Genomic DNA, 23,027 nt, shown 5'->3' with positions numbered 1-23,027 from the left:
GCGCTTTTGGCAAGGTTTATTGGCTGGTACAGCGCTTTTCGGCATCTTCGATCGCAGCCGTGAACCCCAACAGCGAGAAGGTGTCCTTGGTCTGCGTACCACGCTCGGACCGGGCGGTCAGAACAGCTTCGGTGCCGCGCTTCATGGCGGCAACCACTTTCAGGTCTTCGCCTTCGGTCGCGGGCCATGCCCATTCGCCTTCGGTGATCAACTCGAACTTGGTGCCGTCAACGTCCAGATTGACTGTCGAACCGGCTGCAAAGGGATAGCCGCCAGTGAATGTGACCTGACCCTTCACTTCGGCGTTGGGGCGGTAGAAAACAAACAGCAGGATGTCGCTGCGGCGCACCGAAACAACGCGCCCTCCGCGAGTGTTCACCGTTTCCTTCGGGGCGGACACGCTCCAGCATTCGGTAGGATCATCCTCGACGAACACGCTCCAGTCCGTTTTGGCTGCCACCCGATTGGTGCTGGTCGCCTGCTGAGCGGTTGCTGTTGTGGCCATCCCTGCCACGCAAAGGCCCGCGATCACGCGGACAAGCTTTGATCCCATCTGTCCAGCCTCCTAGCTCGACCTAATACCTCATACCCACCGGAGTCGCCTGCGAACCCTGCCTAGTTCGTCTGTAAGTTGCGTATTCCGGTGATTGTCGACATACACACACTAACGCAGGTTTCGCCACAGGCGAAAGGGCGATTGGCAGAATTTTGCGCATGTTACGGAGGGTCCAGATGACGCAGCCAGTACCAATGACAGAACTGTGGCGCGGTCCCTTGCTGGAAAGCCTACATCTGGGCCACGCAGTGATCTGCGGTGACAGCGGCCAGATCGTGCAAAGCTGGGGCGATCCGAACGCGGTGATCTATCCGCGATCCTCGGCCAAGATGATCCAGGGGCTGCCGCTGATCACATCCGGGGCGGCGGCGAAATACGGGCTGAATTCCGAGCATCTGGCGCTGGCCTGCGCGTCCCACAGCGGAGCACATATTCACACAGATCGGGTGTCGGCCTGGTTGGATCATCTGGGCCTAACCGAACATGACCTGCGCTGCGGTCCGCAAGAACCGCAGGACATGGCGGCGCGCGATGGTTTGATATTGGCGGATGACACACCCTGCCAGATCCACAACAACTGCTCTGGCAAGCATTGCGGGTTCCTGACCGTGACCCAGCATATGGGGGCCGGACCGGAATACCTTGAGATCGACCACCCCGTGCAACAAGCCTGCCTGTCAGCCATCGAAGAAACAACGGGCGAAACCAGCCCGGCCTATGGGATCGACGGCTGCTCGGCCCCGAACTTTGCAACCTCGCTGACTGGGCTAGCGCGGTCGATGGCGTGGTTCGCCAGCGCCGCAGACAGGTCGGATCGGGCCAGCGATGCGGCGGCGCAACTGACGGCTGCGATGATCAAACATCCTGAACTTGTTGCCGGGGAAAGCCGCGCCTGCACCGAGCTGATGCGCGCCATGGAGGGCCGTGCAGCAATCAAGACCGGGGCCGAGGCCGTCTTTGTCGCCATCGTTCCCGAAAAACGCATGGGGGTTGCCCTAAAGATCACCGACGGCACCACGCGTGCAAGCGAATGTGCCATTGCCGCCATTCTGGTCAGCCTCGGCGTGCTAGAGGCCGATCACCCGGCCACCCGCAAGTTCATGAACGCCACGCAATACAGCCGTCGCGGTCTGGAATGTGGGCTGATCCGCCCAGCGCCGGGGTTCCCCGACTAGGCGTCACATCTCGATCTCGTGCACCTCGGCCACCTCGACCGAGCCAGAGCCGTTCACCACCATTGGGCAGCCCTTGGCCATCTCGGTTGCGGCATCCATGCTGTCGGCCTTGATGACGGTGAAGCCCGAAGCCGGGTTTGCGCCGCCATTGTCGACCACGCCGCTGGAACTGACCGTATAAGACTGGCCAACCGGGTTTCCGGGGATTTCAAGCGCTGCGCCCATATTCTGGAACCAAGCACCCCAGGCGGCCATGGTCGCTTCGATCTCGGCCGGGTCGGTCGGGGTATGGCCACCGTGATAAACAAATAGAAATTGCGGCATTTTTTCCTCCCTAATGAAATCTAATTCAACTGTGCAGCAAGCTTGTTGAGCGTCGACGTCCAGCCTTTTTCGTGGTTGGCCGCGATATCGTCGTCACCCAGATCGCGGTGATCAATGATCAGCCGTGCGCCTTGGCCAGCGGGTTCAACCAATAGCGTGACGTGGCTTTCGGCACCGCGCCGGTCCTGATCGTCATGCCAGCCCCACGTAAACCCAACGGATTTGGGCGGATCGACATGCGTGACCTGCCCCGATACCTTGAAACGCTGGCCCTCTGCGTTCTGCATCACCGAATACCACGGGCCAAGGCGTGAAAAATCCAGATTGTGTTCGGGCACATGCACGCCTTCCGGCCCCCACCACTGCAACAGCTTTTCTGCATCGCTGATCCAGGCAAACAGGTCTTTGGGGTCAATCGGGAACCCTCGTTCCAGTTTCAGGTCGGCCATGACTGCTCCTTTTCGATAGCGTCGCCCAACCGATCAAGGCTGCTTTCCCAGAATTGCCGTTTCGAGATGGTCCATTCGGCAACAGCCCGCAGCCCTTCGGCCCGGATGGAATACATGCGCTGGGTGCCGTGCACGCGTTGTTGCACCAGACCTGCCTCGCGCAGCACCTTCAAATGCCGCGAGATCGCCGCACCGGACATGCCTCGCCCCTCGATCAGATCACCGGCTGGCAATTCTCCGTCCTGCATCAACTGCTCGACGATCGAAAACCGGGTGGCATCGGACAATGCGGAAAAGGCGGTCAGAAGTGTGTTCATGACCGCTTATTAACATTTTTGTTAAATTAAGGAAAGCCTCGATGTCACGACCGGGCGAACTCGGACCGGGCGTATCCCTGCAAATATAGCAGAGCGGTCAGATCGCCATGGTTGACCCGAACATCGCATTTCTCGGCGACCGAGGGCTTGGCATGCAATGCGACACCCGTTCCGGCGCGACCCAGCATCCCAAGATCATTTGCTCCGTCGCCCACGGCAATCACATCCGCCTCGGACAAACCCAACCGTGCCGTGATCTGTTCCAGAGCGTCCACCTTGGCCTGCCGTCCCAGAATTGGCCGCTGAACGTCGCCTGTCAGTTCACCGTTCTCGGCCAGCAAGGTGTTGGCCCGGTTCTCATCGAAACCCAAGACCTCTGCGACCTTTGCTGTGAAGGCCGTGAACCCGCCTGAGACAAGCGCTGCGTATCCACCGGTTGTACGCATGGTCGCAACCAACTCTTTGCCACCGGGCATCAGGGTGATCCGTTCGGCCAGCACTTTGGCGATCACGGCCTCGTCCAGCCCCTTCAAAAGACCGACGCGTTCGGTCAACGCGCCCTCGAAATCCAGCTCTCCGTTCATCGCGCGGGCGGTGATATCCTTGACGCGGTCGCCTACGCCTGCTTCGTCCGCCAGCTCATCGATACATTCCTGCTGGATCATTGTGCTGTCCATATCGGCCAGCAGCATCTTCTTTCGCCGCCCTTCGGTGGGCTGCACAACCAGATCAACGCCCATTTTCTGCAAATCTGCCCAGACGTCCCATTGATTGTCCGGCGCCTGAGACACCGAAAACTCGGCCGCCTCGTCCGGGCTGAGCCAAACGATGTCACCCCCGCCCCACGCATTGCGCAACGACTCTGCCAGTGTCTGGTTCAGCGTCGGCGCGTCGGGGTTGGTGATCAGTGTGGCAACGTACATCTTCGGTCTCCTGCAAGTTGCCCTGCGCATATCGCAGGTGCAGCATTTTCACCAGAGACAGATTGATGCGGCCTAGCCCAGAATTCCCGGCAACCGCAGGCCATGTTCACGCGCACATTCCTTTGCGATGTCATAGCCCGCATCCGCATGACGCCACACACCTGAGGCCGGGTCGTTCCACAACACACGCTCCAACCGCCGCGCGGCGTCCTCGGTGCCATCGGCGCAGATCACGACACCGGCGTGCTGACTGAATCCCATGCCCACACCACCGCCGTGATGCAGGGACACCCATGTCGCGCCGCTTGCAGTGTTGATCAGCGCGTTCAACAGGGGCCAGTCACTCACCGCGTCAGACCCGTCCAGCATCGCTTCGGTTTCACGGTTTGGGCTGGCGACCGAGCCGCTATCCAGATGGTCCCGACCAATGACGACCGGCGCTTTCAACTCGCCATTGGCCACCATTTCGTTGAAAGCCAAACCCGCGCGGTGCCGATCGCCCAACCCGATCCAGCAGATACGGGCAGGCAGCCCCTGAAATGCGATCCGGTCCCGCGCCATGTCCAGCCAACGATGCAGGTGCTCGTTCTCAGGGAACAGTTCCTTCATCTTGGCGTCGGTCTTGTAGATATCCTCGGGGTCGCCGGACAGCGCGCACCAGCGAAACGGACCGATCCCCTTGCAGAACAGAGGGCGGATATAGGCGGGAACAAAACCGGGGAAGGCAAAAGCATTCTCCAGCCCTTCATCCTGCGCCACCTGCCGGATGTTGTTGCCATAATCCAGCGTCGGCACGCCCGCGTTCCAGAAATCCACCATCGCCGCAACGTGCTGTTTCATCGACGCGCATGCGGCCTTTTCGACCGCTTTAGGGTCTGTTTCGCGCTTGTCGCGCCATTCGGCCATCGACCATCCCACCGGCAGGTACCCGTTGATCGGGTCATGCGCGCTGGTCTGGTCCGTGACAATATCGGGACGCATCCCGCCCTCGGCCATGCGGCGGTAGATCTCGGGGAAAACTTCGGCGGCATTGCCCAGCAAACCAACCGATTTCGCCTCACCCGCTTTGGTCCAACGGTCGATCATCGCCAGCGCCTCGTCCAGCGTGTCGGCCTTTTCGTCCAGATATTTAGTCCGCAGACGGAAGTCAATGCTGTCCGGGTTGCACTCGACCGCCAGACAACAGGCTCCGGCGAAAACAGCCGCCAGAGGTTGCGCGCCACCCATACCGCCCAAACCCCCGGTCAGAATCCACCGGCCCGTCAGATCGCCGCCATAGTGCTGACGCCCGGCCTCGGCAAAGGTTTCATAGGTGCCCTGCACGATGCCTTGTGTGCCGATATAGATCCACGACCCCGCCGTCATCTGGCCGTACATCATCAAGCCCTTCTTATCGAGCTCGTTAAAATGGTCCCAGGTCGCCCAATGCGGTACTATATTGGAATTGGCGATCAAGACGCGCGGCGCATCCTTGTGCGTGCGGATAATGGCCACAGGTTTGCCGGACTGGACGATCAAGGTCTCGTCCGCCTCTAGATCCTTCAGACCAGCGACGATCGTGTCGAAATCTTTCCATGTCCGCGCCGCGCGTCCGATACCGCCATAGACCACCAGCTCATGCGGGTTTTCGGCCACATCCGGGTGCAGGTTGTTCATCAACATCCGCAGCGGAGCCTCGGTCACCCAGCTTTTGGCATTCAACTCGGGGCCGGTCGGCGGATAGACATCGCGGGTGTTTTTGCGCGGATCGCTCATATGTGGGCTCCTGTGTTGGTGAGTTCGCCTGAAAGCGCCAATTCGCTTAAACGGGACAGCATATTGCGCAGATGAGGTCGCAGGGATGCGGCGCGGTCACCTCGCCATGTCCACGGGGGCGTTTCGTCCATATACGCCCGCTGCGCGATTTCCATCTGGATCGCATGAATGCCCTCGGACGGGCGACCGTAATGGCGCGTTGTCCACCCCCCCCGAAATCGACCGTTCAGAACGGATGAGTATCCATCAGCATCAGTCGCGACGTGATGCACAGCCTGCTCAACGGCGGGATGACAACTCTGACCGCCATTTGTGCCCGTATTGAACACCGGTAGTTCGCCCTCAAACAGATATGGGATCACGGATCGGATCGAGTGACAATCGAACAGGATCGCAACGCCGTGGCGATTACGGACCCGCTCCAACTCTTGCTGCAGGGCATCGTGATATGGCGCGTGGAACGCCTGCCGTCGGCTTTCCGTTTCGTCCGCCGAAGGGTCCTGACCCTCAACCCAAATCGGGCGCCCGTCAAAATCCGTCAAAGGCACAAGCGTCGTCGTATTCTGCCCCGGATACAATGACGCCCCGTCCGGTGCACGATTGGCGTCAATGACATAGCGATGGATGTTGGACTGAACGACGGAAACCCCGTCGAAAACCCCTTCATAGAGCCTGTTTATGTGCCAATCGGTATCGGCGAGGTCGCGGCCGGTGTCGTTCAGGCGCGCCGCAATATCGGCGGGCACAAACGTCCCGCCATGAGGTTGCCCCAGCACGATCGGGCTGTCGCCCCGTAGAACGCTGACCACTTGCATCAGTTAAGCTCCGGCATCGGGGTGCCCACCGCCCTCAGGATATCCCCGTCGGCGACCAGCCTTTTTGCGGCCTCAAGGTCCGGGGCCAGATAGCGATCATCCTTTAGCGGGTCGATGTCCGCGCGCAGCCGCTTGATGACCTGCTGCAATGGCGCGCTAGTCCTAAGCGGTGCGCGAAATTCCACGCCCTGAGCAGCGCACAGCAGTTCAACCCCCAGAATGTAGCTTAGGTTATCGACCATCCGCATCAGACGTCGCGCCCCATGCGCCGCCATCGAGACGTGGTCTTCCTGGTTGGCGGATGTCGGTGTGCTGTCTGTGACGCAGGGGTTCGCCAGATGCTTGTTTTCGCTCATCAACGCGGCTGTGGTGACTTCGGCGATCATCAGGCCCGAGTTCAGACCCGGTTCGGGCGTCAGGAAGGGCGGCAGATCAAAGCTAAGGGTCGGATCAACCATGAGCGCAATACGGCGCTGCGCGATAGCGCCGATTTCAGACAGGGCCAGCGCGATCATATCCGCCGCAAAACCCACGGGTTCGGCATGAAAGTTACCGCCTGACAGAATTGCATCCTCAAGCACCAGCGGATTGTCCGTGGCGGCGTTGGCCTCAATCTCAAGCGTGGCCGCCGCCTGACGCATGACACCCATCGCTGCGCCCGTGACCTGCGGCTGGCACCGGATGCAATACGGATCCTGAACGCGTGTATCCCCGTCACGATGGCTCTCACGTATTTCGGACCCGGCCAGAATTGATCGCATGGCTCCGGCGGCTTCGGTTTGCCCGCGGTGACCGCGCAGGGCGTGAATTTCGGGCCGCAGAGGGGCGGTAGAGCCCATGATCGCGTCCGTCGAAAGCGCTGAAATGGCCAGAGCGTTCTGGGCCGCGCGCCAGGCTTCAAACAATCCGGCCAACGCGTATGCGGTTGAGAACTGGGTTCCGTTAATAAAGGCCAACCCTTCTTTCGGTCCAAGTTCAACAGGCTCTAACCCAACCGATTTCAGCGCGTCGCCACCGGGCAATACGCGGCCATCGACATCGGCCTCACCCTCTCCGATCAACACGGCTGTCATATGCGCCAGCGGGGCAAGATCGCCAGAAGCACCCACAGAACCCTGCGCAGGAACAACCGGAGTAACCCCGCGCTCTAGCATATTTTGCAACAGCTCGATCATGTCCCAACGCACGCCCGACGCTCCGCGCCCGAATGAGATCAGCTTGAGCGTCATCATCAGCCGTGTAATGCGGCGGGGCACGGCAGGCCCGACGCCACAGCAATGGCTGAGGATCAGGTTGCGCTGCAGCTTGGCCGTGTCATCCGCTTTGATCTTATGGCTCGCCAGTTTGCCAAAACCGGTGTTGACGCCATAGACCGCCGCCTGTCCTGCGGCGGCTTCCTGAACGCGCGCCGCTGCCGCATCGACGACCGGTCTACACCCGTCTTTCAGAAAGGCCGAATCCTGCGTGCGATAGATTTCCGCGAGATCAGACAGCGAAACCTGCCCCGGCACCAAAGCGTAGCGCGTCATACCTGACCTCCAAATATGCGCGTGTGCAGAGGGTTGAAGCCGATCCGGTATGGCAACTCTGCCGGATGCTGAACATCCCACACCGCCAGATCAGCGCGCTGACCGACAGCGATCGTGCCGGCATCCCTTAGCCCAAGCGCCAGGGCTGCGTTCCGGGTGACCCCGGCCCATGCTTCTTCGGGTGTTAGGCGGAACAGGATGCAAGCCATGTTCATCGTCAGCAAGATCGAGGCCAGCGGAGACGACCCCGGGTTGCAATCGGTCGCCAACGCGATGGGTACTCGACTGTCCCTGAGCATCTGCACCGGAGGAACCTGCGTTTCACGCAAAGTGTAGAACGCCCCCGGCAAAAGCACTGCAACGGTACCAGCTTCTGCCATCGCGGATACGCCGTCGCTGTCCAGATACTCGATATGATCAGCGGACAAAGCCCCATAGCTGGCCGCCAGCTTTGCCCCGCCAAGATTAGAAAGCTGTTCGGCATGCAGTTTAACGGGCAGCCCAAGGTGCTTGGCTTCGTCAAAAACAACAGCAATCTGGTCGGGTGAAAAAGCTATTCCTTCACAAAAGCCGTCCACCGCATCCACCAGCCCCTCGGCCTGCGCCGCGCGCAGGGTTGGGAGGCAGACCTCGTTCAGATAGTCGTCTGGCCGGCCCGCAAAGTCAGGTGGCACGGCATGCGCGCCCAAAAAGCTTGTTCTGACCCGAACCGGGCGAACCTGCCCGATCTGTCGCGCCACGCGCAGCATTTTCAGTTCGGTTTCAGTATCCAGCCCATAACCGGATTTGATTTCGATGCAGGCGGCACCTTCCGCAATCAAAGCATCAACGCGGATCAGGGCATCTGCCAAAAGCTCTGCTTCGCTGGCCTTCCGAGTCGCCGTGACCGTCGACAGGATTCCGCCCCCCGCGCGGGCGATCTGTTCGTATGAGGCACCGTTCAGCCGCATCTCGAACTCTGCTGCCCGGTTACCGCCGAATACAATATGTGTGTGGGCGTCGATCAGGGCCGGTGTCATCAACCTGTCCCCAAAATCCGTGCTTGGCCACGCCGAGTATTGCTGAGGCAAGGCCGACTTGGGGCCGACCCACGCAATTCTCTCACCTTCGACCGCAACCGCCATGTCCCGGGCCAAACCATATGGCTCTGATCCCGGCACCATCGAGGCCACCTGAGAACAGAAAAGGACCGATTGTGCCGCCATGACGATTCCTTGGGGTTTCCGTTGCAATTTGTCATTTCGTATATGTATAATTATTTAAAGTCTACACAAATTGGGATACTGATGTCGATCCACGCCAAAACTGCCTTGTTAGGCTCTGATTGGGTCCATGATCTTTGGGTCAAGGTCGAGCATGGCCAGATATCGCAGATACAAACCGGGGTCGGGGCCAAGTCAGATGACGTGCGCGTGGATGTTCTGCTGCCAGCCTTGGCCAACCTGCACAGCCATGCGTTCCAAAGGGCCATGGCAGGCATGACCGAAGTGCGCGCAACCGGGCGCGAGAGCTTTTGGACGTGGCGCACGCTGATGTACCGCTTTCTGGACAGGCTGAACCCAAAGCAGGTTCAGGCCATCGCAGCGCTGGTCTTCATGGAGATGCAGGAGGCCGGATACGCCTCGGTGGGTGAGTTTCACTATGTCCACCATCAACCCGGAGGGCGGCCCTACGACACGCTTTCCGAACTCAGCCAGCGCGTCTTTGCCGCCGCAAGTCAGACCGGCATCGGATTGACCCATCTGCCGGTACTATACACCCATGGCGGCGTGCGGCAGGAGCCTCTGACCGGTGGGCAATTGCGATTTGGCAACTCGGCAGATCGGTTTCTAAGGCTGGTTGAAGAGTGCCAAAAGGCTCTGCCCCATTCGGATTCTGTAATCGGGGTCGCGCCCCACTCCCTGCGCGCGACCACGGCGCAGGACATTCAGACCCTACTCGACGCACGACCAAGCGGTCCTGTGCATATTCACATCGCTGAACAGATGCAGGAGGTCGCCGACGTCGAAGCCGCCCTTGGCGACCGTCCTGTTGGCTGGCTACTCAGCAACTTTGACGTGGATAGCCGCTGGTGCCTGATCCATGCGACGCACATGACCAACGCGGAAACGCAGCGGTTGGCGCAGTCCAAAGCCGTGGCTGGGTTGTGCCCGATCACCGAGGCCAACCTTGGGGACGGTATCTTCAACGGGGCGGAGTTCATCAGCAATGGTGGGCGATTCGGCATCGGATCAGACTCTAATATTAGGATTTCACTGCCCGAGGAGCTTCGGATGCTGGAGTATTCGGAACGCCTCCGCGACCGGGCGCGCACCATTATGGTTTCGCCAGAAGGATCGGTTGGCCATGCCCTTTATACCGGTGCCGCGGCTGGCGGCGCACAGGCGCTGGGGCGTAACAGCGGGGAAATCGCGGTGGGCAAAATAGCCGACCTTGTCGCCATCGATCGCACCCACCCGACGTTGTGTGCCTTGCGTGACGATCAGGTGCTGGACGGTCTGTGTTTTGCAGCCCCGGATGGGTTGGTGACAGACCTGTGGTCGGCAGGACGCCATATGGTGCGACAAGGGCGACACATTCATCGTGAACAGATCATCCCAGCGTACCGGGCAGCGATTGCGGAACTGCTAAGCGAACTCTAAGACAAGGCACCAAAGCCGAGGCCACATGACCCAATCCGCCGAAAACACCAGCTACAAAGACATCAAGAAGACCGTTCTGGCACGTATTCGGTCTGGTGAGTGGCAGCCGGATTCGCTGCTGCCGAATGAGTCGGAACTTGCCACCGAATTCTCGTGCACCCGCACCACCGTCAACCGGGCGCTGAGGGAACTGGCCGAAGAAGGATATCTGGAACGCCGCCGCAAAGCCGGTACGCGAGTCCTGAGCGCACCGCAACGTCAGGCGCGGTTCACCATCCCCATGGTCCGAGACGAGGTTGAGGCGTTGGGCGGAACCTATCGCTATGCGCTGGTGTCCTGCGATCAGAAAACAGCCCCCGACTGGCTGGCCGCGCGGCTTGCCCTATCGCCGGGTCAGGACGTCGTGCATGTGCGCTGCATGCACTATTCGGGCAACACGCCGTTTCAGTACGAAGACCGCTGGATCGTCACCGACAGCGTGCCGCAGGTGAAGCAGGCTGATTTCTCAGAGATCGGCCCGAATGAATGGCTGATCCAGACCGTGCCTTTTACCAATGTGGAACTGACCTTTCTGGCCAGCCGCGCCAATGCAGCTCTGGCTGACTTTCTGGATGTTGCCGAAGGGGAGCCGGTTTTCACAGGCGAACGTATCACATGGCTTGAGGGGCAGCCTGTAACCTTTGCCAAGATGTATTTTGCCGCCGGGTACCGCATGACCACTCAGTTCTGAGAGGTTCTGGGTTTTCGCAATTTTGACTTTACCGCCCCCGCATTCCAAGCCAGATTCAGAACCGGACAATCCGGCATAAGGACTGATGGCATGGGCAACCCGCTCTATGATCGCTTGTTTGGCATTCACGCGGGCAAAGATACCCCGTTCCTGCATATGCCAGATGGTCAGACGCTAACCCATGCCGCATTTCTGGACATGGCGGCGCGGATCGCGAACGCATTGACCGGATACGGCCTGGAACCCGGCGACCGAGTAGCCGTTCAGGTAGAAAAGTCGCCCGAAGCCTTGGCCGTCTATGCCGCTTGTGCGCAAACCGGGTTGGTCTTTCTGCCGCTCAACACGGGATACACGGTTGGCGAGCTGACTTATTTTATCGAAAACAGCGGTGCGTCGCTGGTCCTTTGTGATCCCCGGACCGAAGCGGACCTTGCGCCGATCGCCCAAGCGCAAAATGCGCGGCTTGAAACTCTGAGCGCTGACGGCAAAGGCAGCCTCATGCGGCGTGCGCTTGGCATGTTGCCCGCCTTTGAACCGGTTCGGCGGACCGAGGATGACTTGGCGGCCTTCCTTTATACCTCGGGCACGACCGGGCGGTCCAAGGGGGCGATGCTGTCGCAGGCCAACCTGCTGTCCAATGCCGACACTTTGGTGCAGGAATGGCGTTTCACCCGCGACGATGTGCTTTTGCATGCGCTACCGATCTTTCACACACACGGGCTGTTTGTGGCGACAAATGTGGCGCTGGCCTCGGGCGGGTCGATGATCTTTCTGCCAAAATTCGATCTGGACGACGTACTGCGCCTGATGCCGCAGGCCACATCCATGATGGGCGTCCCGACCTTTTACACGCGCCTGCTGGCGGATGATCGTTTTACCGGCGATCTGGCGCAGCACATGCGGCTGTTCATATCAGGCTCGGCCCCGCTGCTTGCAGAAACGCATGAAAGGTTCGAGGCCCGCACCGGCCATCGCATCCTTGAACGCTATGGCATGACCGAAACCAACATGAACACATCCAACCCCTATGACGGGGAACGCCGGGCCGGAACAGTTGGCTTTCCCCTGCCGGATGTCGAGCTCAAGGTCACCGATCCGGAAACCGGGGTCGAGCGTCCTCAGGGCGAAATCGGAATGATCGAGGTGCGCGGCCCCAATGTATTTCAGGGTTATTGGGGCATGCCGGAAAAGACTGCTGCTGAATTGCGCAAGGATGGGTTCTTTATCACCGGTGACCTCGGACATGTGGACGCGGACGGTTACGTTCACATCGTCGGGCGTGGCAAAGACCTGATCATCTCGGGCGGGTACAACATCTATCCCAAAGAGGTTGAGCTGGTGCTGGATGATCAACCCGGCGTGCTGGAAAGTGCCGTGATCGGCGTACCGCACCCGGACTTTGGTGAAACCGTTTTGGGGATTCTGGTACCGGAACCCGGCCAAACGCCCGACATCGCGTTGGTTGAGGCTAATGTACAGAAAGCCTTGGCTCGTTTCAAGCATCCGCGCAAGCTGATCGTGCTGGACGAACTGCCCCGCAATACGATGGGCAAAGTTCAGAAAAACATCCTGCGGGACAGGTATCAGGATCTGTTTACACAGGCATAAGCGGCACCCGCCCGCGATCCGTCAAACGCCAGCACTGCTGCCCTTGGAAAACGGCCGATGTCAACGGTTGGCCGTAACCTGCGCCCGTATCCAGATTGACCCGATTGCCGCAATGTTCGACCTGATCCACCGGCGTATGCCCATGTACGATCAACCACGGATGCGCTCTCTTATCCTCAAGAAATTCGTGCCGAATCCAAACCAGATCATTCTCGGACTGCTTGTCCAGTGGCACACCGGGACGAATTCCGGCATGAACGAACAGCAGGTCATCTTCCACGTGGTAATGCGGCAGCGCATTGATGAAATCCAGATGCGCCTGCGGCACCGCGTGACGCGCGCGTTCATGGACTTGATAAATGCGATCTGCGTCGTCGACCGTGACCCCGTAAGAGGCCAACGTCTCGCGCCCGCCCAGACGCGGATGCAACCAGCTAAGCGTGATCGGCAGATGCGTATCGGCGATCTCGGCCGCCTGAACGAACCGCGCCATCATCCTGTCGTGGTTCCCCTTGATCATCACCCAGTTCCGCCCCGCGCGCAGACCTTCGATCAAAAGGTCCAGCACGCCGCGACTGTTCGGTCCCCGGTCCACATAATCGCCAAGGAATACGACACGCGCATCGGCACCGCCATCCTCCTCGATCCGCGAAAGCGCGTCGTGCAACATATCAAGCTGCCCGTGGATATCTCCTATCGCGTAGATTGGGGTCATCACTGCCTCGCCTTTCTTGTGGGTCATGCGATTGTGGCCCATTCAGGTAAACGCAAAAAGACAATGCCCGCGCTTTTTGGGCGCGGGCATCAAGTTGGTTGTTATTCAGAGCCGTTTAAGCAACATCGAATTGCAACGGCTTGATCTGGGTGAACAGACCGGTTTCTGCCAGCTTTGCGCGCGCGTCGGCCGGGACGGGTTCATCCACATACAGCAGCGCGATCGCTTCTCCGCCCGCTTCGGTCCGACCAAGGGTGAAGTTGGCAATGTTGACGTCGCTCTCTCCCAGCGTCTGACCCAGTGCGCCGATGATGCCGGGCACGTCTTCGTTGGTGGTATAGAGCATATGCGCACCCACCTCGGCGTCGATATTGATGCCTTTGATCTGGATGAAGCGCGGCTTGCCGTCGCTGAAAACAGTTCCGCCGATGGACCGCTCGCGCTTTTCCGTAACGACGGTCACCTTGATGTACCCCTCGAACGCGCCCGATTTGTCCTGATTGGTGGTCGAGATCTTGATGCCGCGTTCCTTGGCGACAACCGGGGCCGAGACCATGTTCACCTCGGGATTGAATTTCTTCATGATCCCCGCCACGACCGAACAATTCAGGGCCGCAAGATTCATTTCAGCCGCGACACCGTCATAAAGGATGTTGATCGCCTTGATCGGTTCATCCGTCATCTGACCGATGAAGCTGCCCAGATGTCCGGCCAGCTTGATCCACGGCCCCATGACCTTGGCTTCCTCAGCCGTTACGCTGGGCATGTTCAGCGCGTTTTCCACGGCTCCGGTCAGCAGATAATTCGAGATCTGCTCGGCCACCTGCAGCGCCACGTTTTCCTGCGCTTCGGTCGTTGCCGCGCCAAGGTGAGGCGTGCAGACCACGTTGGGCAAGTTGAACAGGGCGTTTTCCTTGGCCGGTTCTTCGCTGAACACGTCGAAGGCCGCGCCAGCGACATGACCCGATTGCAGCAGCTCGGCCAACGCGTCCTCATCGACCAGACCGCCACGGGCACAGTTCACGATGCGAACGCCCTTCTTGGTCTTGGCCAGGTTCTCACGGCTGAGGACATTGCGGGTCTGGTCGGTCAGCGGCACGTGCAGCGTGATGAAATCAGCCCGCGCGAGCAATTCATCCAGCTCGACCTTTTCGATACCCATCTTGGCGGCTTTCTCCTCGCCCAGATAAGGGTCATAGGCGACCACTTTCATTTTCAGACCCAGCGCACGCTCGCAGACGATCCCGCCGATATTGCCCGCGCCGATGACGCCAAGGGTCTTGTTGGTCAGCTCGATCCCCATGAATTTCGACTTTTCCCACTTGCCCGCATGGGTCGAGGTGCTGGCCTCGGGGATTTGCCGCGCCACGGCGAACATCATCGCAATCGCGTGTTCGGCGGTGGTGATCATGTTGCCGAACGGCGTGTTCATCACGATCACGCCCTTCTTGGACGCCGCTTCCTTATCGACATTGTCGGTGCCGATTCCGGCACGGCCGATGACTTTCAGATTGTCGGCTTTTTCCAGCAGGGTCGGCGTAACCTTGGTGGCCGAACGGATGGCAAGGCCGTCATACTGACCGATCACCTCGGCCAGTTTGTCCTTGTCCTTGCCCAGATCGGGCATGAAATCCACATCAATGCCGCGATCGCGGAAGATCTGCACGGCGGTTTCGCTGAGCTTGTCAGATACGAGTACTTTGGGGGCCATATTCTCTGGTCCTTGAATTGTATGGAGGGTCCGGGCCGGATGCGGCCCGGTAAAATATCAAGCAGCTTCGGTTTGCGCCGCGATCTCGGCTTCAAAAGCCCAGGCCAACCACGGCAGCATCGCCTCGATATCCGAGGTTTCGACCGTACCGCCGCACCAGATGCGCAGGCCAGCAGGGGCATCGCGATAGGCTCCGATATCCAGCGCGATGTTCTCGGCCTCCAGCCGTTTGGCCACGGCTTTGGCGAATGTCGCACCATCTTGAATACGCGGATCGGTGAATTTCAGGCAGACGGACGTATTCGACTGCGTCGCTGCATCCTCGGCCAGGTTTGCGATCCAGTCATTCTGATCACAGAACGCATGCACAGCACCCGCATTGGCATCGGCCCGGGCGATCAGCCCTTGCAGGCCGCCAACCGAGCGCGCCCAGTCCAGCGCGAACAGGTAGTCCTCAACCGCCAGCATAGAAGGCGTGTTGATCGTGGCCCCGGTAAAGATGCCGTCGATCAGCTTGCCGCCCTTGATCAGGCGGAAAATCTTGGGCAGCGGCCATGCGGGGGTGTAGCTTTCCAACCGCTCCACTGCGCGGGGGCTGAGGATCAGCATCCCGTGGGCCGCTTCGCCGCCCAGCACTTTCTGCCAGCTAAAGGTGGTTACATCCAGCTTGTCCCACGGCAGGTCCATTGCAAAGGCGGCGCTTGTTGCGTCACAAATCGTCAGACCCTGACGGTCATCCGCGATCCAGTCGCCATTGGGAACCCGCACGCCCGAAGTCGTGCCGTTCCACGTAAACACCACGTCATTGGCAAAATCGATCGAGGCCAGATCAACGATCTGTCCGTAGTCGGCGGTCTTCACCTCGGCGTCGATCTTCAGTTGCTTGACCACGTCGGTGACCCAGCCTGCACCGAAGCTTTCCCAAGCCAGCATCTCGACCTTGCGTTCGCCCAGCAGCGACCACAACGCCATCTCAACCGCGCCAGTGTCCGACGCGGGAACGATGCCGATCTTGTAATCTGCCGGAATGCCCAGCACCTCGCGCGTGCCTTCGATGGCCGCCTTCAGCTTGTCCTTGCCAACAGCGGCACGGTGCGACCGGCCCAATGCGGCATCGGCCAGCTTGCTCAGATCAAATGTGGGGGGTTTGGCGCAGGGGCCCGAGGAAAAACGCGGATTCGCCGGCCGCGTGACCGGTTGTTCGATAGTCATCTGTATTATCCTTCCAGATACACGCCCCTCGTTGGGGAGGGGTGTCCCACCGCCACTCCTAGAAACCCTGCCGCAATGCAGCAAGTAGAAAAGACACTTCATTGCCGAAAAACGACACGTCTACGGACATAAAACGCGATCAAAAGTTTCCGATAGGCGTCGGCTGCGAGGCCATTTGCCGACTCGCCGCTGGCAATTGACTGTTTTTTAGGCACTCTGCTCGTGGCTTCAACGGATTGCCCTCTGATCTCTTGTGATCAGACGAAGGGCCGGTGAAAAGGTGCCATGCCTGACACCCTGACCATTGTAGTCGTAGAAGAAGACCGCGAACGTGCAATCGCTATCGTAGATGCCCTCAAAGCGTCCGGCGCATATGATGTGCATGTCATCGGGAACGTATCGAGCCTTGCGCGCAAGATCGCGGCTCTGACGCCGGATGTGGTGCTGATCGACATCGACAACCCGACCCGAGATATGCTCGAGGAACTCACGCTGGCTTCTGGCCCGCTAGAGCGACCGGTGGCAATGTTCGTCTCGGGCGCGGCGGGCGATCTGGCATCAACGGCGATTGAGGCCGGGCTTTCGGCCTACGTCGTGGACGGGATGCAGCCTGACCGATTGAAACCTGTTCTGGACGCTGCCATCGCCCGTTTCCAGATCGTGCGTCAGATGCGTCGGGAACTGGCCGAGACCAAGCGCGCGCTGGAAGAACGAAAGGTTATAGACCGCGCCAAGGGTCTGCTGATGAAGGCGCGCGGGGTCGAAGAAGAAGAAGCCTACGCCCTGCTGCGCAAGGCCGCTATGGATCAAGGCCGCCGGGTGGCAGACGTGGCCGAGGCTTTGGTCACCGCATCGGGGTTGCTGTCATGAATGCTGTTACACTCCCCGTTGCCTACGTCCCGCTGGTAGATGCAGCGCCCCTGATTGTTGCCCACGAAATGGGGCTGGCCCGAGCGGAAGGGATCGAGCTGGAATTGATTGCCGCGCCGTCGTGGTCATCCGTCCGGGACATGCTGGCGTTTGGGCGCGTGGATGCCGCGCATTTGCTTTCCCCTGTTCCCGTGGCGATGGCCTTGGGGCTGGGCGGGGTGACACAGCCGCTGTCGGCCGTTTCGGTCCTGTCGGTCAATGGTGACGTTATCGGCATCAGCCGCGCGCTGGAAAACCGCCTGCGGGAAACCGGCTATGATTTCGACTTCCACGACCCGTTCAAAGCCGCCGCTGCGCTGGCCTCGGTAACCGACCGTCCTTTGGTCTTTGGTGTGCCATTTCCCTTTTCCCTGCATGTCGAGTTGCTGCACTGCTGGATCGAAGCCACCGATTTGTCCCGCGTCGGCATAGAGGTGCGCACGATTCCCCCGCCATTGATGGCCCAGGCGCTGGCCGAAGGCGATGTTGACGCGTTCTGCGTGGGCGAACCGTGGGGCTCGGTCGCCATGGAATCCCAAGCGGGTGCTCTATTGTTGCCGGGTCAGGCGATATGGGCCTTTGCGCCGGAAAAAGTGCTGGCCGTTCGCACCGAATGGGCAGACACGGAACCGCATTTGCTGGGCAAGCTGATGCGCGCGGTGTGGCGCGCCGGCCGCTGGCTGCACCGCCCGGGCAGCAACACTGCCGCCGCCGAGATTCTTGCGCGCGACACTTATCTGAACCTGTCCTCTGAACTTATCGACCGCGCATTGTCGGGCCGTTTCACGATTTCAGGACAGGCCGAACAGCGCGAGGTTCCCGGATTCGTCGAGTTCCACGATGGAGCTGCGAACTTTCCCTGGCGCAGCCAAGCCAAGTGGATCGCCCAGCGCCTGGCACAGCGGTACAATCTTGATCCGCACATGGCGCTTGCACAGGCGGGCAGTGTTTTTCGCAGCGATATTTATCGAAGTCAGCTTGCTGGAATCGGTGCCGATCTGCCCGGTGCGTCAGAAAAGCTGGAGGGCGCGATTCGGGAAACGACCCCCGTGGCGTCGCATAACGGGCAATTGTCGTTGAAGCCGGATGCTTTTTTGGATGGGCGCATTTTTGACCCACAGGACATCTGATGCACAAAAATTATGCAACGCCCTGCGCCAGATGGTGCAAACGCAGAATTTGACGCCGCGTCGCAGCAAATGCACTTGAACTGAACCGCCCGGTTTCGCACCCTGCCTCCATCGGTACGCAATGGCGTGTACCCTTAGAATTCCTCCCAAAGATTGGGAACGACTGAGCAGAGCCGCTCACTCTCTGGCCCCTCCTCCCGGCCAGAGCGTGCAGCGGCTTTTTGTTTTTTACCCCCCTCCCGGATGACCGGGACCAACAGAAAAGGGACAGACCCACATGAAGCGATTCCTCGCTGGCCTTGTCGCCACCACCGCCCTGATCAGCCCAGCCCTGGCCGAGACGCTGGAACTGGAGAAAGACGAACTGACCTTCGGCTTTATAAAACTGACCGACATGGCTCCGCTGGCCGTAGCCTACGAGAACGGCTATTTCCTCGAAGAGGGTCTGTTCGTGACGCTGGAAGCGCAGGCCAACTGGAAAGTGCTGCTGGACGGCGTGATCGACGGGCAACTGGACGGTGCGCATATGCTGGCCGGTCAGCCTCTGGCCGCGACCATCGGCTACGGCACCGAAGCGCATATCGTCACCCCTTTCTCGATGGACCTGAACGGCAACGGCATCACGGTGTCGAACGAGATCTGGGAAGAAATGAAGCCGAACATCCCCACCATGGATGACGGTCGCCCGCAGCACCCGATCTCGGCCGAGGCTCTGGCCCCGGTGGTCGAGAAGTACAAGTCCGAAGGCAAGCCCTTCAACATGGGCATGGTTTTCCCCGTTTCGACCCACAACTATGAACTGCGCTACTGGCTGGCGGCTGGTGGCCTGCATCCGGGGTATTACAGCCCCGAGAATGTAACAGGCCAGATCGGTGCGGACGTGTTCCTGTCGGTAACCCCTCCGCCACAGATGCCTGCAACACTGGAAGCGGGCACCATCTATGGGTACTGCGTGGGTGAACCGTGGAACCAGCAAGCCGTGTTCAAAGGCATCGGCGTGCCGGTCATCACCGACTATGAACTTTGGAAGAACAACCCAGAAAAAGTCTTCGGCATCACCGCTGAATTCGCCGAGGAATATCCGAACACGACGCGCGCTGTGACCAAAGCTCTGATCCGTGCTGCGATCTGGCTGGACGAAAACGACAACGCCAACCGCCCCGCAGCGGTCGAAATGCTGAGCCAACCGGAATATGTGGGTGCCGATTACGACGTGATCGCGAACTCGATGACCGGGACGTTTGAATATGAAAAGGGCGACAAGCGCGAAGTACCCGACTTCAACGTGTTCTTCCGCTACAACGCGACTTACCCGTTCTATTCGGACGCCATCTGGTACCTGACCCAGATGCGCCGCTGGGGTCAGATCGCCGAGCCGCAGACCGACGCATGGTATGATGAGGTCGCCAAGTCCGTTTATCGCCCCGACATCTATCTGGACGCCGCCCGTATGCTGGTGGACGAAGGTCTGGCGAATGAGGCCGACTTCCCCTGGGACAGCGATGGCTACAAGGCTCCGACGCCTGCCGAAGATATCATCGACGGCATCCCCTATGACGCACGCCAACCCAACGCCTATCTGCAAAGCCTGCCGATTGGCCTGAAAGGCGAGCAGGTCGTCGTAGGCACCGAAGTTCAGGGCTAACTCCCCTCGCTCCCCGGCCCTGCGTGGTCGGGGGGCACCAATCCCAATACAGAATTCCACCCCCGCCCGGCGCCATGTGTCCGGGCCAGGAGACCGCAAGATGACAGCAATCGACCACGATACGCTATCCAACGAGGCCGAACGCGAAGCCCGCAAAGCGCGCCTTTTCACCCGGATCAACGCCGCCGACAAATGGTTCCAGGTTCTGGGCCTTGCCTGGATCACACCTATTCTAAGGGCAACCGCAGGCGACAACCCCCGCGCACAAATGGGCGAAATCTGGCGTCTGCTGGCGGTGCCGTTGCTGGCCATCTGCGCCTTTTTGCTGCTCTGGGGTACGCTAGCGCCCAAGGTGCAGACCTCGTTGGGCGCGGTCCCCGGACCGGCACAAGTCTGGGACGAAGCTGTCAGCCTGCATCAGGACGCGCAGGCCAAGGCCGCCAAAAAAGCCAAGTTCGAGGCGATGGTTGAAAAGCGCAACCAAAAGCTGATCGAAGCGGGTCAGGCGGACAAGGTCAAGAATGTCGCCTATACCGGCGCGCCGAGCTATTACAACCAAATCTGGACCTCGATCAAAACGGTCTTCTTCGGCTTTCTGATCGCGACCATCGTCGCCGTTCCGCTTGGTATCGCTGCCGGTCTGTCGCCCACGGCGAATGCTGCGCTGAACCCGCTGATCCAGATTTTCAAACCCGTCTCGCCACTGGCCTGGTTGCCGATCGTCACCATGATCGTCTCGGCCGTTTACGTGACCAACGACGGCTGGTTCGCGAAATCCTTCCTGATCTCGGCCATCACGGTGACGCTGTGTTCGCTGTGGCCGACGCTGATCAACACCTCGCTGGGTGTGGCGTCGATCGACAAGGATCTGGTGAACGTGTCCAAGGTTCTGAAAATGAACACCTACACCAAGATCACCAAGCTGGTGCTGCCTTCGGCCCTGCCGCTGATCTTCACCGGTTTGCGCCTGTCGCTGGGTGTCGGCTGGATGGTCCTGATCGCGGCCGAGATGCTGGCGCAGAACCCCGGTCTGGGCAAATTCGTCTGGGATGAGTTCCAGAACGGCTCGTCCAGCTCGCTGGCCAAAATCATGGTGGCTGTCTTCACCATCGGCATCATCGGCTTCCTGCTTGACCGGGTGATGTACGCGCTGCAGTCGCTGTTCACATTCTCGAACAACCGGTGACCGATATGGCTGTGATCGACTTCAAGAATGTCAGCAAATCCTTCGGGACCGGCACCGCCGCGACGGATGTGCTGAAAGACATCAACCTCTCGGTTCAGGAAGGTGAGTTCGTGGTTTTGCTGGGCTTTTCCGGCACAGGCAAGACCACGCTAATCAACCTGATGGCGGGGATCGAGTTCCCGTCGAAAGGCACTGTCACCTACCGCGAGAAACCCATCACTGGCCCCGCTCCCGAGCGGGGGGTGATCTTCCAGAACTACTCGCTGATGCCTTGGCTGACGGTGACGGGCAATGTGCGGCTGGCCGTGGACGCAGTCTTCCCCAAGATGCCCAAGGCCGAGAAAGAGGAAAAGGTTGCCCATTTCATCAAGATGGTCGGCCTGAGCCACGCCGCCGCCCGCCGCCCTGCCGAACTGTCGGGCGGGATGCGCCAACGGGTAAACGTCGCCCGCGCGCTGGCGATGGACCCCGAGGTTCTGCTCTTGGACGAGCCGCTTTCGGCCCTGGACGCGCTGACCCGTGGCAATCTGGCGGAAGAGATCGAAAGAATCTGGGAGGCCGACCGCAAGACCTGTGTCCTGATCACCAATGACGTGGACGAGGCGATCCTGCTGGCTGACCGCATCATCCCGCTGAACCCCGATGGCACGCTTGGGACCGAGTTCAAGGTCTCGATCCCCCGCCCGCGCGATCGTTCCGCCATGAACCATGACGAAACGTTCAAGGCACTGCGTGGTGAGGTTACGAAATACCTGATGGACGTAGGTATCGAGGCCAAGGTCGAAGGCACCAAGACCCTACCCGACGTGACCCCGATCCACGGCATCCCCAATGCGCTGAAAGAGGCGCAGGAGGGCTTGATCGAGGAGCGCTATCTGGACTTCAGCCAGTTGCACAAGGTCTACCCCACACCCAAAGGCCCGCTGACCGTGGTCGAGGACTTTAACCTGAAACTCAACCGGGGTGAGTTCATCTCGCTGATCGGTCACTCGGGTTGCGGCAAGTCCACGGTTCTGACCATGGCCGCAGGTCTTAACGGAATCTCGAAAGGCGCGATCAAACTGGATGGCCGCCACGTCGAAGGCGCAGACCCCGAACGCGCGGTTGTATTCCAGTCGCCCTCGCTGTTCCCATGGTTGACCGCCAAGGAAAACGTCTCGGTCGGTGTAGACCGCGTCTATCCGCGTGCAAGCCAGGCGGAACGGCAGGATGTGGTTGAATACTATCTGGAACGGGTCGGCCTGGCCGATGCGATGGACAAATCCGCGGCCGAGCTTTCAAACGGGATGCGTCAACGAGTGGGCATTGCCCGCGCCTTTGCCCTGTCGCCGAAGCTGCTGCTGTTGGATGAGCCCTTCGGGATGCTCGACAGTCTCACCCGGTGGGAGCTGCAAGAGGTTCTGATGGAGGTCTGGTCACGCACCAAAGTCACCACCATCTGCGTCACGCATGATGTGGACGAGGCGATCCTTCTGGCCGACCGCGTGGTGATGATGACGAACGGTCCGCAGGCCACGATCGGCAAGATTACCAATGTCGATCTGCCCCGCCCGCGCACCCGCAAAGCACTGTTGGCCCATCCCGATTACTACGAATACCGGCAAGAAGTGTTGGATTTCCTTGAGGAATACGAGCACGGGGCCAAACCCAAGCCCAAAAGCCCTACCCCCAATGCCATTGCCGCGGAGTGAATGAC

General features: G+C 59.9%; 21 protein-coding genes. 9 read left to right on the top strand and 12 right to left on the bottom strand.

The features are described 5' to 3' along the window. Positions 1 to 16 precede the first annotated feature (16 nt). The gene (locus ACR0LH_RS16440; protein WP_170388835.1) at positions 17 to 553 is read right to left on the bottom strand and encodes an invasion associated locus B family protein; all 537 of its coding nucleotides are present in this window, start codon (positions 551 to 553) and stop codon (positions 17 to 19) included. 179 nt (positions 554 to 732) lie between these two features. On the opposite strand from ACR0LH_RS16440, the gene ACR0LH_RS16435 reads away from it, so the two are divergent. Further along, entirely contained in the window at positions 733 to 1,731 is a 999-nt protein-coding gene (locus ACR0LH_RS16435) for an asparaginase (protein WP_480721713.1), read from the top strand. A 3-nt stretch (positions 1,732 to 1,734) separates the two neighbouring features. Here ACR0LH_RS16435 and ACR0LH_RS16430 read toward each other — a convergent pair whose 3' ends face one another. The 8 genes from ACR0LH_RS16430 to hutI form a co-directional block, all read right to left on the bottom strand. Further along, on the bottom strand, positions 1,735 to 2,055 hold the full coding sequence (locus ACR0LH_RS16430; protein ID WP_170388837.1) for a YciI family protein: 321 nt from the start codon (positions 2,053 to 2,055) through the stop codon (positions 1,735 to 1,737). 20 nt (positions 2,056 to 2,075) lie between these two features. Beyond that, positions 2,076 to 2,504, bottom strand: coding sequence for an SRPBCC family protein (locus ACR0LH_RS16425; RefSeq protein WP_480721712.1), 429 nt, complete (start codon positions 2,502 to 2,504; stop codon positions 2,076 to 2,078). Then, entirely contained in the window at positions 2,492 to 2,821 is a 330-nt protein-coding gene (locus ACR0LH_RS16420) for an ArsR/SmtB family transcription factor (RefSeq protein WP_170388839.1), read from the bottom strand. Before ACR0LH_RS16420 ends, ACR0LH_RS16425 begins: the two co-directional genes overlap by 13 nt. A gap of 44 nt (positions 2,822 to 2,865) precedes the next feature. After that, positions 2,866 to 3,744, bottom strand: coding sequence for a phosphoserine phosphatase SerB (gene serB / locus ACR0LH_RS16415; RefSeq protein ID WP_480721711.1), 879 nt, complete (start codon positions 3,742 to 3,744; stop codon positions 2,866 to 2,868). Between the two features lie 72 nt (positions 3,745 to 3,816). Next, positions 3,817 to 5,499 carry a urocanate hydratase gene (hutU, locus tag ACR0LH_RS16410; RefSeq protein ID WP_480721710.1) on the bottom strand — a complete coding sequence of 561 codons (1,683 nt, stop codon included), beginning with the start codon at positions 5,497 to 5,499 and terminating at the stop codon, positions 3,817 to 3,819. After that, complete coding sequence (gene hutG / locus ACR0LH_RS16405) at positions 5,496 to 6,314, bottom strand: N-formylglutamate deformylase (RefSeq protein ID WP_480721708.1); 819 nt, start codon at positions 6,312 to 6,314, stop codon at positions 5,496 to 5,498. Before hutG ends, hutU begins: the two co-directional genes overlap by 4 nt. Continuing rightward, a complete protein-coding gene (gene hutH / locus ACR0LH_RS16400) occupies positions 6,314 to 7,843 on the bottom strand; it encodes a histidine ammonia-lyase (RefSeq protein ID WP_480721706.1) in 1,530 nt (509 codons plus the stop codon). The genes hutG and hutH overlap by 1 nt, the downstream gene beginning before the upstream one ends. Then, a complete protein-coding gene (hutI, locus tag ACR0LH_RS16395) occupies positions 7,840 to 9,048 on the bottom strand; it encodes an imidazolonepropionase (RefSeq protein ID WP_480721705.1) in 1,209 nt (402 codons plus the stop codon). Before hutI ends, hutH begins: the two co-directional genes overlap by 4 nt. Before the next feature lie 81 nt (positions 9,049 to 9,129). Here hutI and ACR0LH_RS16390 point away from each other — a divergent pair, with 81 nt between their 5' ends. The 3 genes from ACR0LH_RS16390 (at position 9,130) to ACR0LH_RS16380 (ending at position 12,823) form a co-directional block, all read left to right on the top strand. Beyond that, positions 9,130 to 10,485 (top strand): formimidoylglutamate deiminase, encoded by a 1,356-nt coding sequence (locus ACR0LH_RS16390; RefSeq protein WP_480721704.1) that lies wholly within the window; start codon positions 9,130 to 9,132, stop codon positions 10,483 to 10,485. 25 nt (positions 10,486 to 10,510) lie between these two features. After that, positions 10,511 to 11,215: a GntR family transcriptional regulator gene (locus tag ACR0LH_RS16385; RefSeq protein WP_480721702.1), complete on the top strand. Its 705-nt coding sequence runs from the start codon at positions 10,511 to 10,513 to the stop codon at positions 11,213 to 11,215. 90 nt (positions 11,216 to 11,305) lie between these two features. Continuing rightward, the gene (locus ACR0LH_RS16380; protein WP_480721700.1) at positions 11,306 to 12,823 is read left to right on the top strand and encodes a malonate--CoA ligase; all 1,518 of its coding nucleotides are present in this window, start codon (positions 11,306 to 11,308) and stop codon (positions 12,821 to 12,823) included. Here ACR0LH_RS16380 and ACR0LH_RS16375 read toward each other — a convergent pair. The 3 genes from ACR0LH_RS16375 to ACR0LH_RS16365 form a co-directional block, all read right to left on the bottom strand. After that, positions 12,810 to 13,565 carry a metallophosphoesterase family protein gene (locus ACR0LH_RS16375; protein WP_480721698.1) on the bottom strand — a complete coding sequence of 252 codons (756 nt, stop codon included), beginning with the start codon at positions 13,563 to 13,565 and terminating at the stop codon, positions 12,810 to 12,812. The genes ACR0LH_RS16380 and ACR0LH_RS16375 overlap by 14 nt on opposite strands. 88 nt (positions 13,566 to 13,653) lie before the next feature. Further along, positions 13,654 to 15,249 (bottom strand): phosphoglycerate dehydrogenase, encoded by a 1,596-nt coding sequence (gene serA, locus ACR0LH_RS16370; protein ID WP_170485830.1) that lies wholly within the window; start codon positions 15,247 to 15,249, stop codon positions 13,654 to 13,656. Between the two features lie 57 nt (positions 15,250 to 15,306). Next, positions 15,307 to 16,461: a phosphoserine transaminase gene (locus ACR0LH_RS16365; protein WP_480721697.1), complete on the bottom strand. Its 1,155-nt coding sequence runs from the start codon at positions 16,459 to 16,461 to the stop codon at positions 15,307 to 15,309. A gap of 285 nt (positions 16,462 to 16,746) precedes the next feature. Here ACR0LH_RS16365 and ACR0LH_RS16360 point away from each other — a divergent pair, with 285 nt between their 5' ends. The 5 genes from ACR0LH_RS16360 (at position 16,747) to ACR0LH_RS16340 (ending at position 23,022) form a co-directional block, all read left to right on the top strand. Further along, positions 16,747 to 17,331, top strand: a complete 585-nt coding sequence (locus ACR0LH_RS16360; RefSeq protein ID WP_170388851.1) for an ANTAR domain-containing protein — start codon at positions 16,747 to 16,749, stop codon at positions 17,329 to 17,331. After that, positions 17,328 to 18,500, top strand: a complete 1,173-nt coding sequence (locus tag ACR0LH_RS16355; RefSeq protein WP_480721695.1) for a CmpA/NrtA family ABC transporter substrate-binding protein — start codon at positions 17,328 to 17,330, stop codon at positions 18,498 to 18,500. Before ACR0LH_RS16360 ends, ACR0LH_RS16355 begins: the two co-directional genes overlap by 4 nt. 277 nt (positions 18,501 to 18,777) lie before the next feature. Further along, the gene (locus ACR0LH_RS16350) at positions 18,778 to 20,145 is read left to right on the top strand and encodes a CmpA/NrtA family ABC transporter substrate-binding protein (RefSeq protein ID WP_170485832.1); all 1,368 of its coding nucleotides are present in this window, start codon (positions 18,778 to 18,780) and stop codon (positions 20,143 to 20,145) included. 100 nt (positions 20,146 to 20,245) lie between these two features. Then, positions 20,246 to 21,331 carry an ABC transporter permease gene (locus ACR0LH_RS16345; RefSeq protein ID WP_170388854.1) on the top strand — a complete coding sequence of 362 codons (1,086 nt, stop codon included), beginning with the start codon at positions 20,246 to 20,248 and terminating at the stop codon, positions 21,329 to 21,331. A gap of 5 nt (positions 21,332 to 21,336) precedes the next feature. Next, complete coding sequence (locus ACR0LH_RS16340; RefSeq protein WP_480721694.1) at positions 21,337 to 23,022, top strand: ABC transporter ATP-binding protein; 1,686 nt, start codon at positions 21,337 to 21,339, stop codon at positions 23,020 to 23,022. Positions 23,023 to 23,027 lie beyond the last annotated feature (5 nt).

Source organism: Ruegeria sp. CL6 (genome assembly GCF_056536465.1).
The sequence above is the reverse complement of the archived record's forward strand: the minus strand, read 5'-3'. Positions and strand labels throughout refer to the sequence as shown.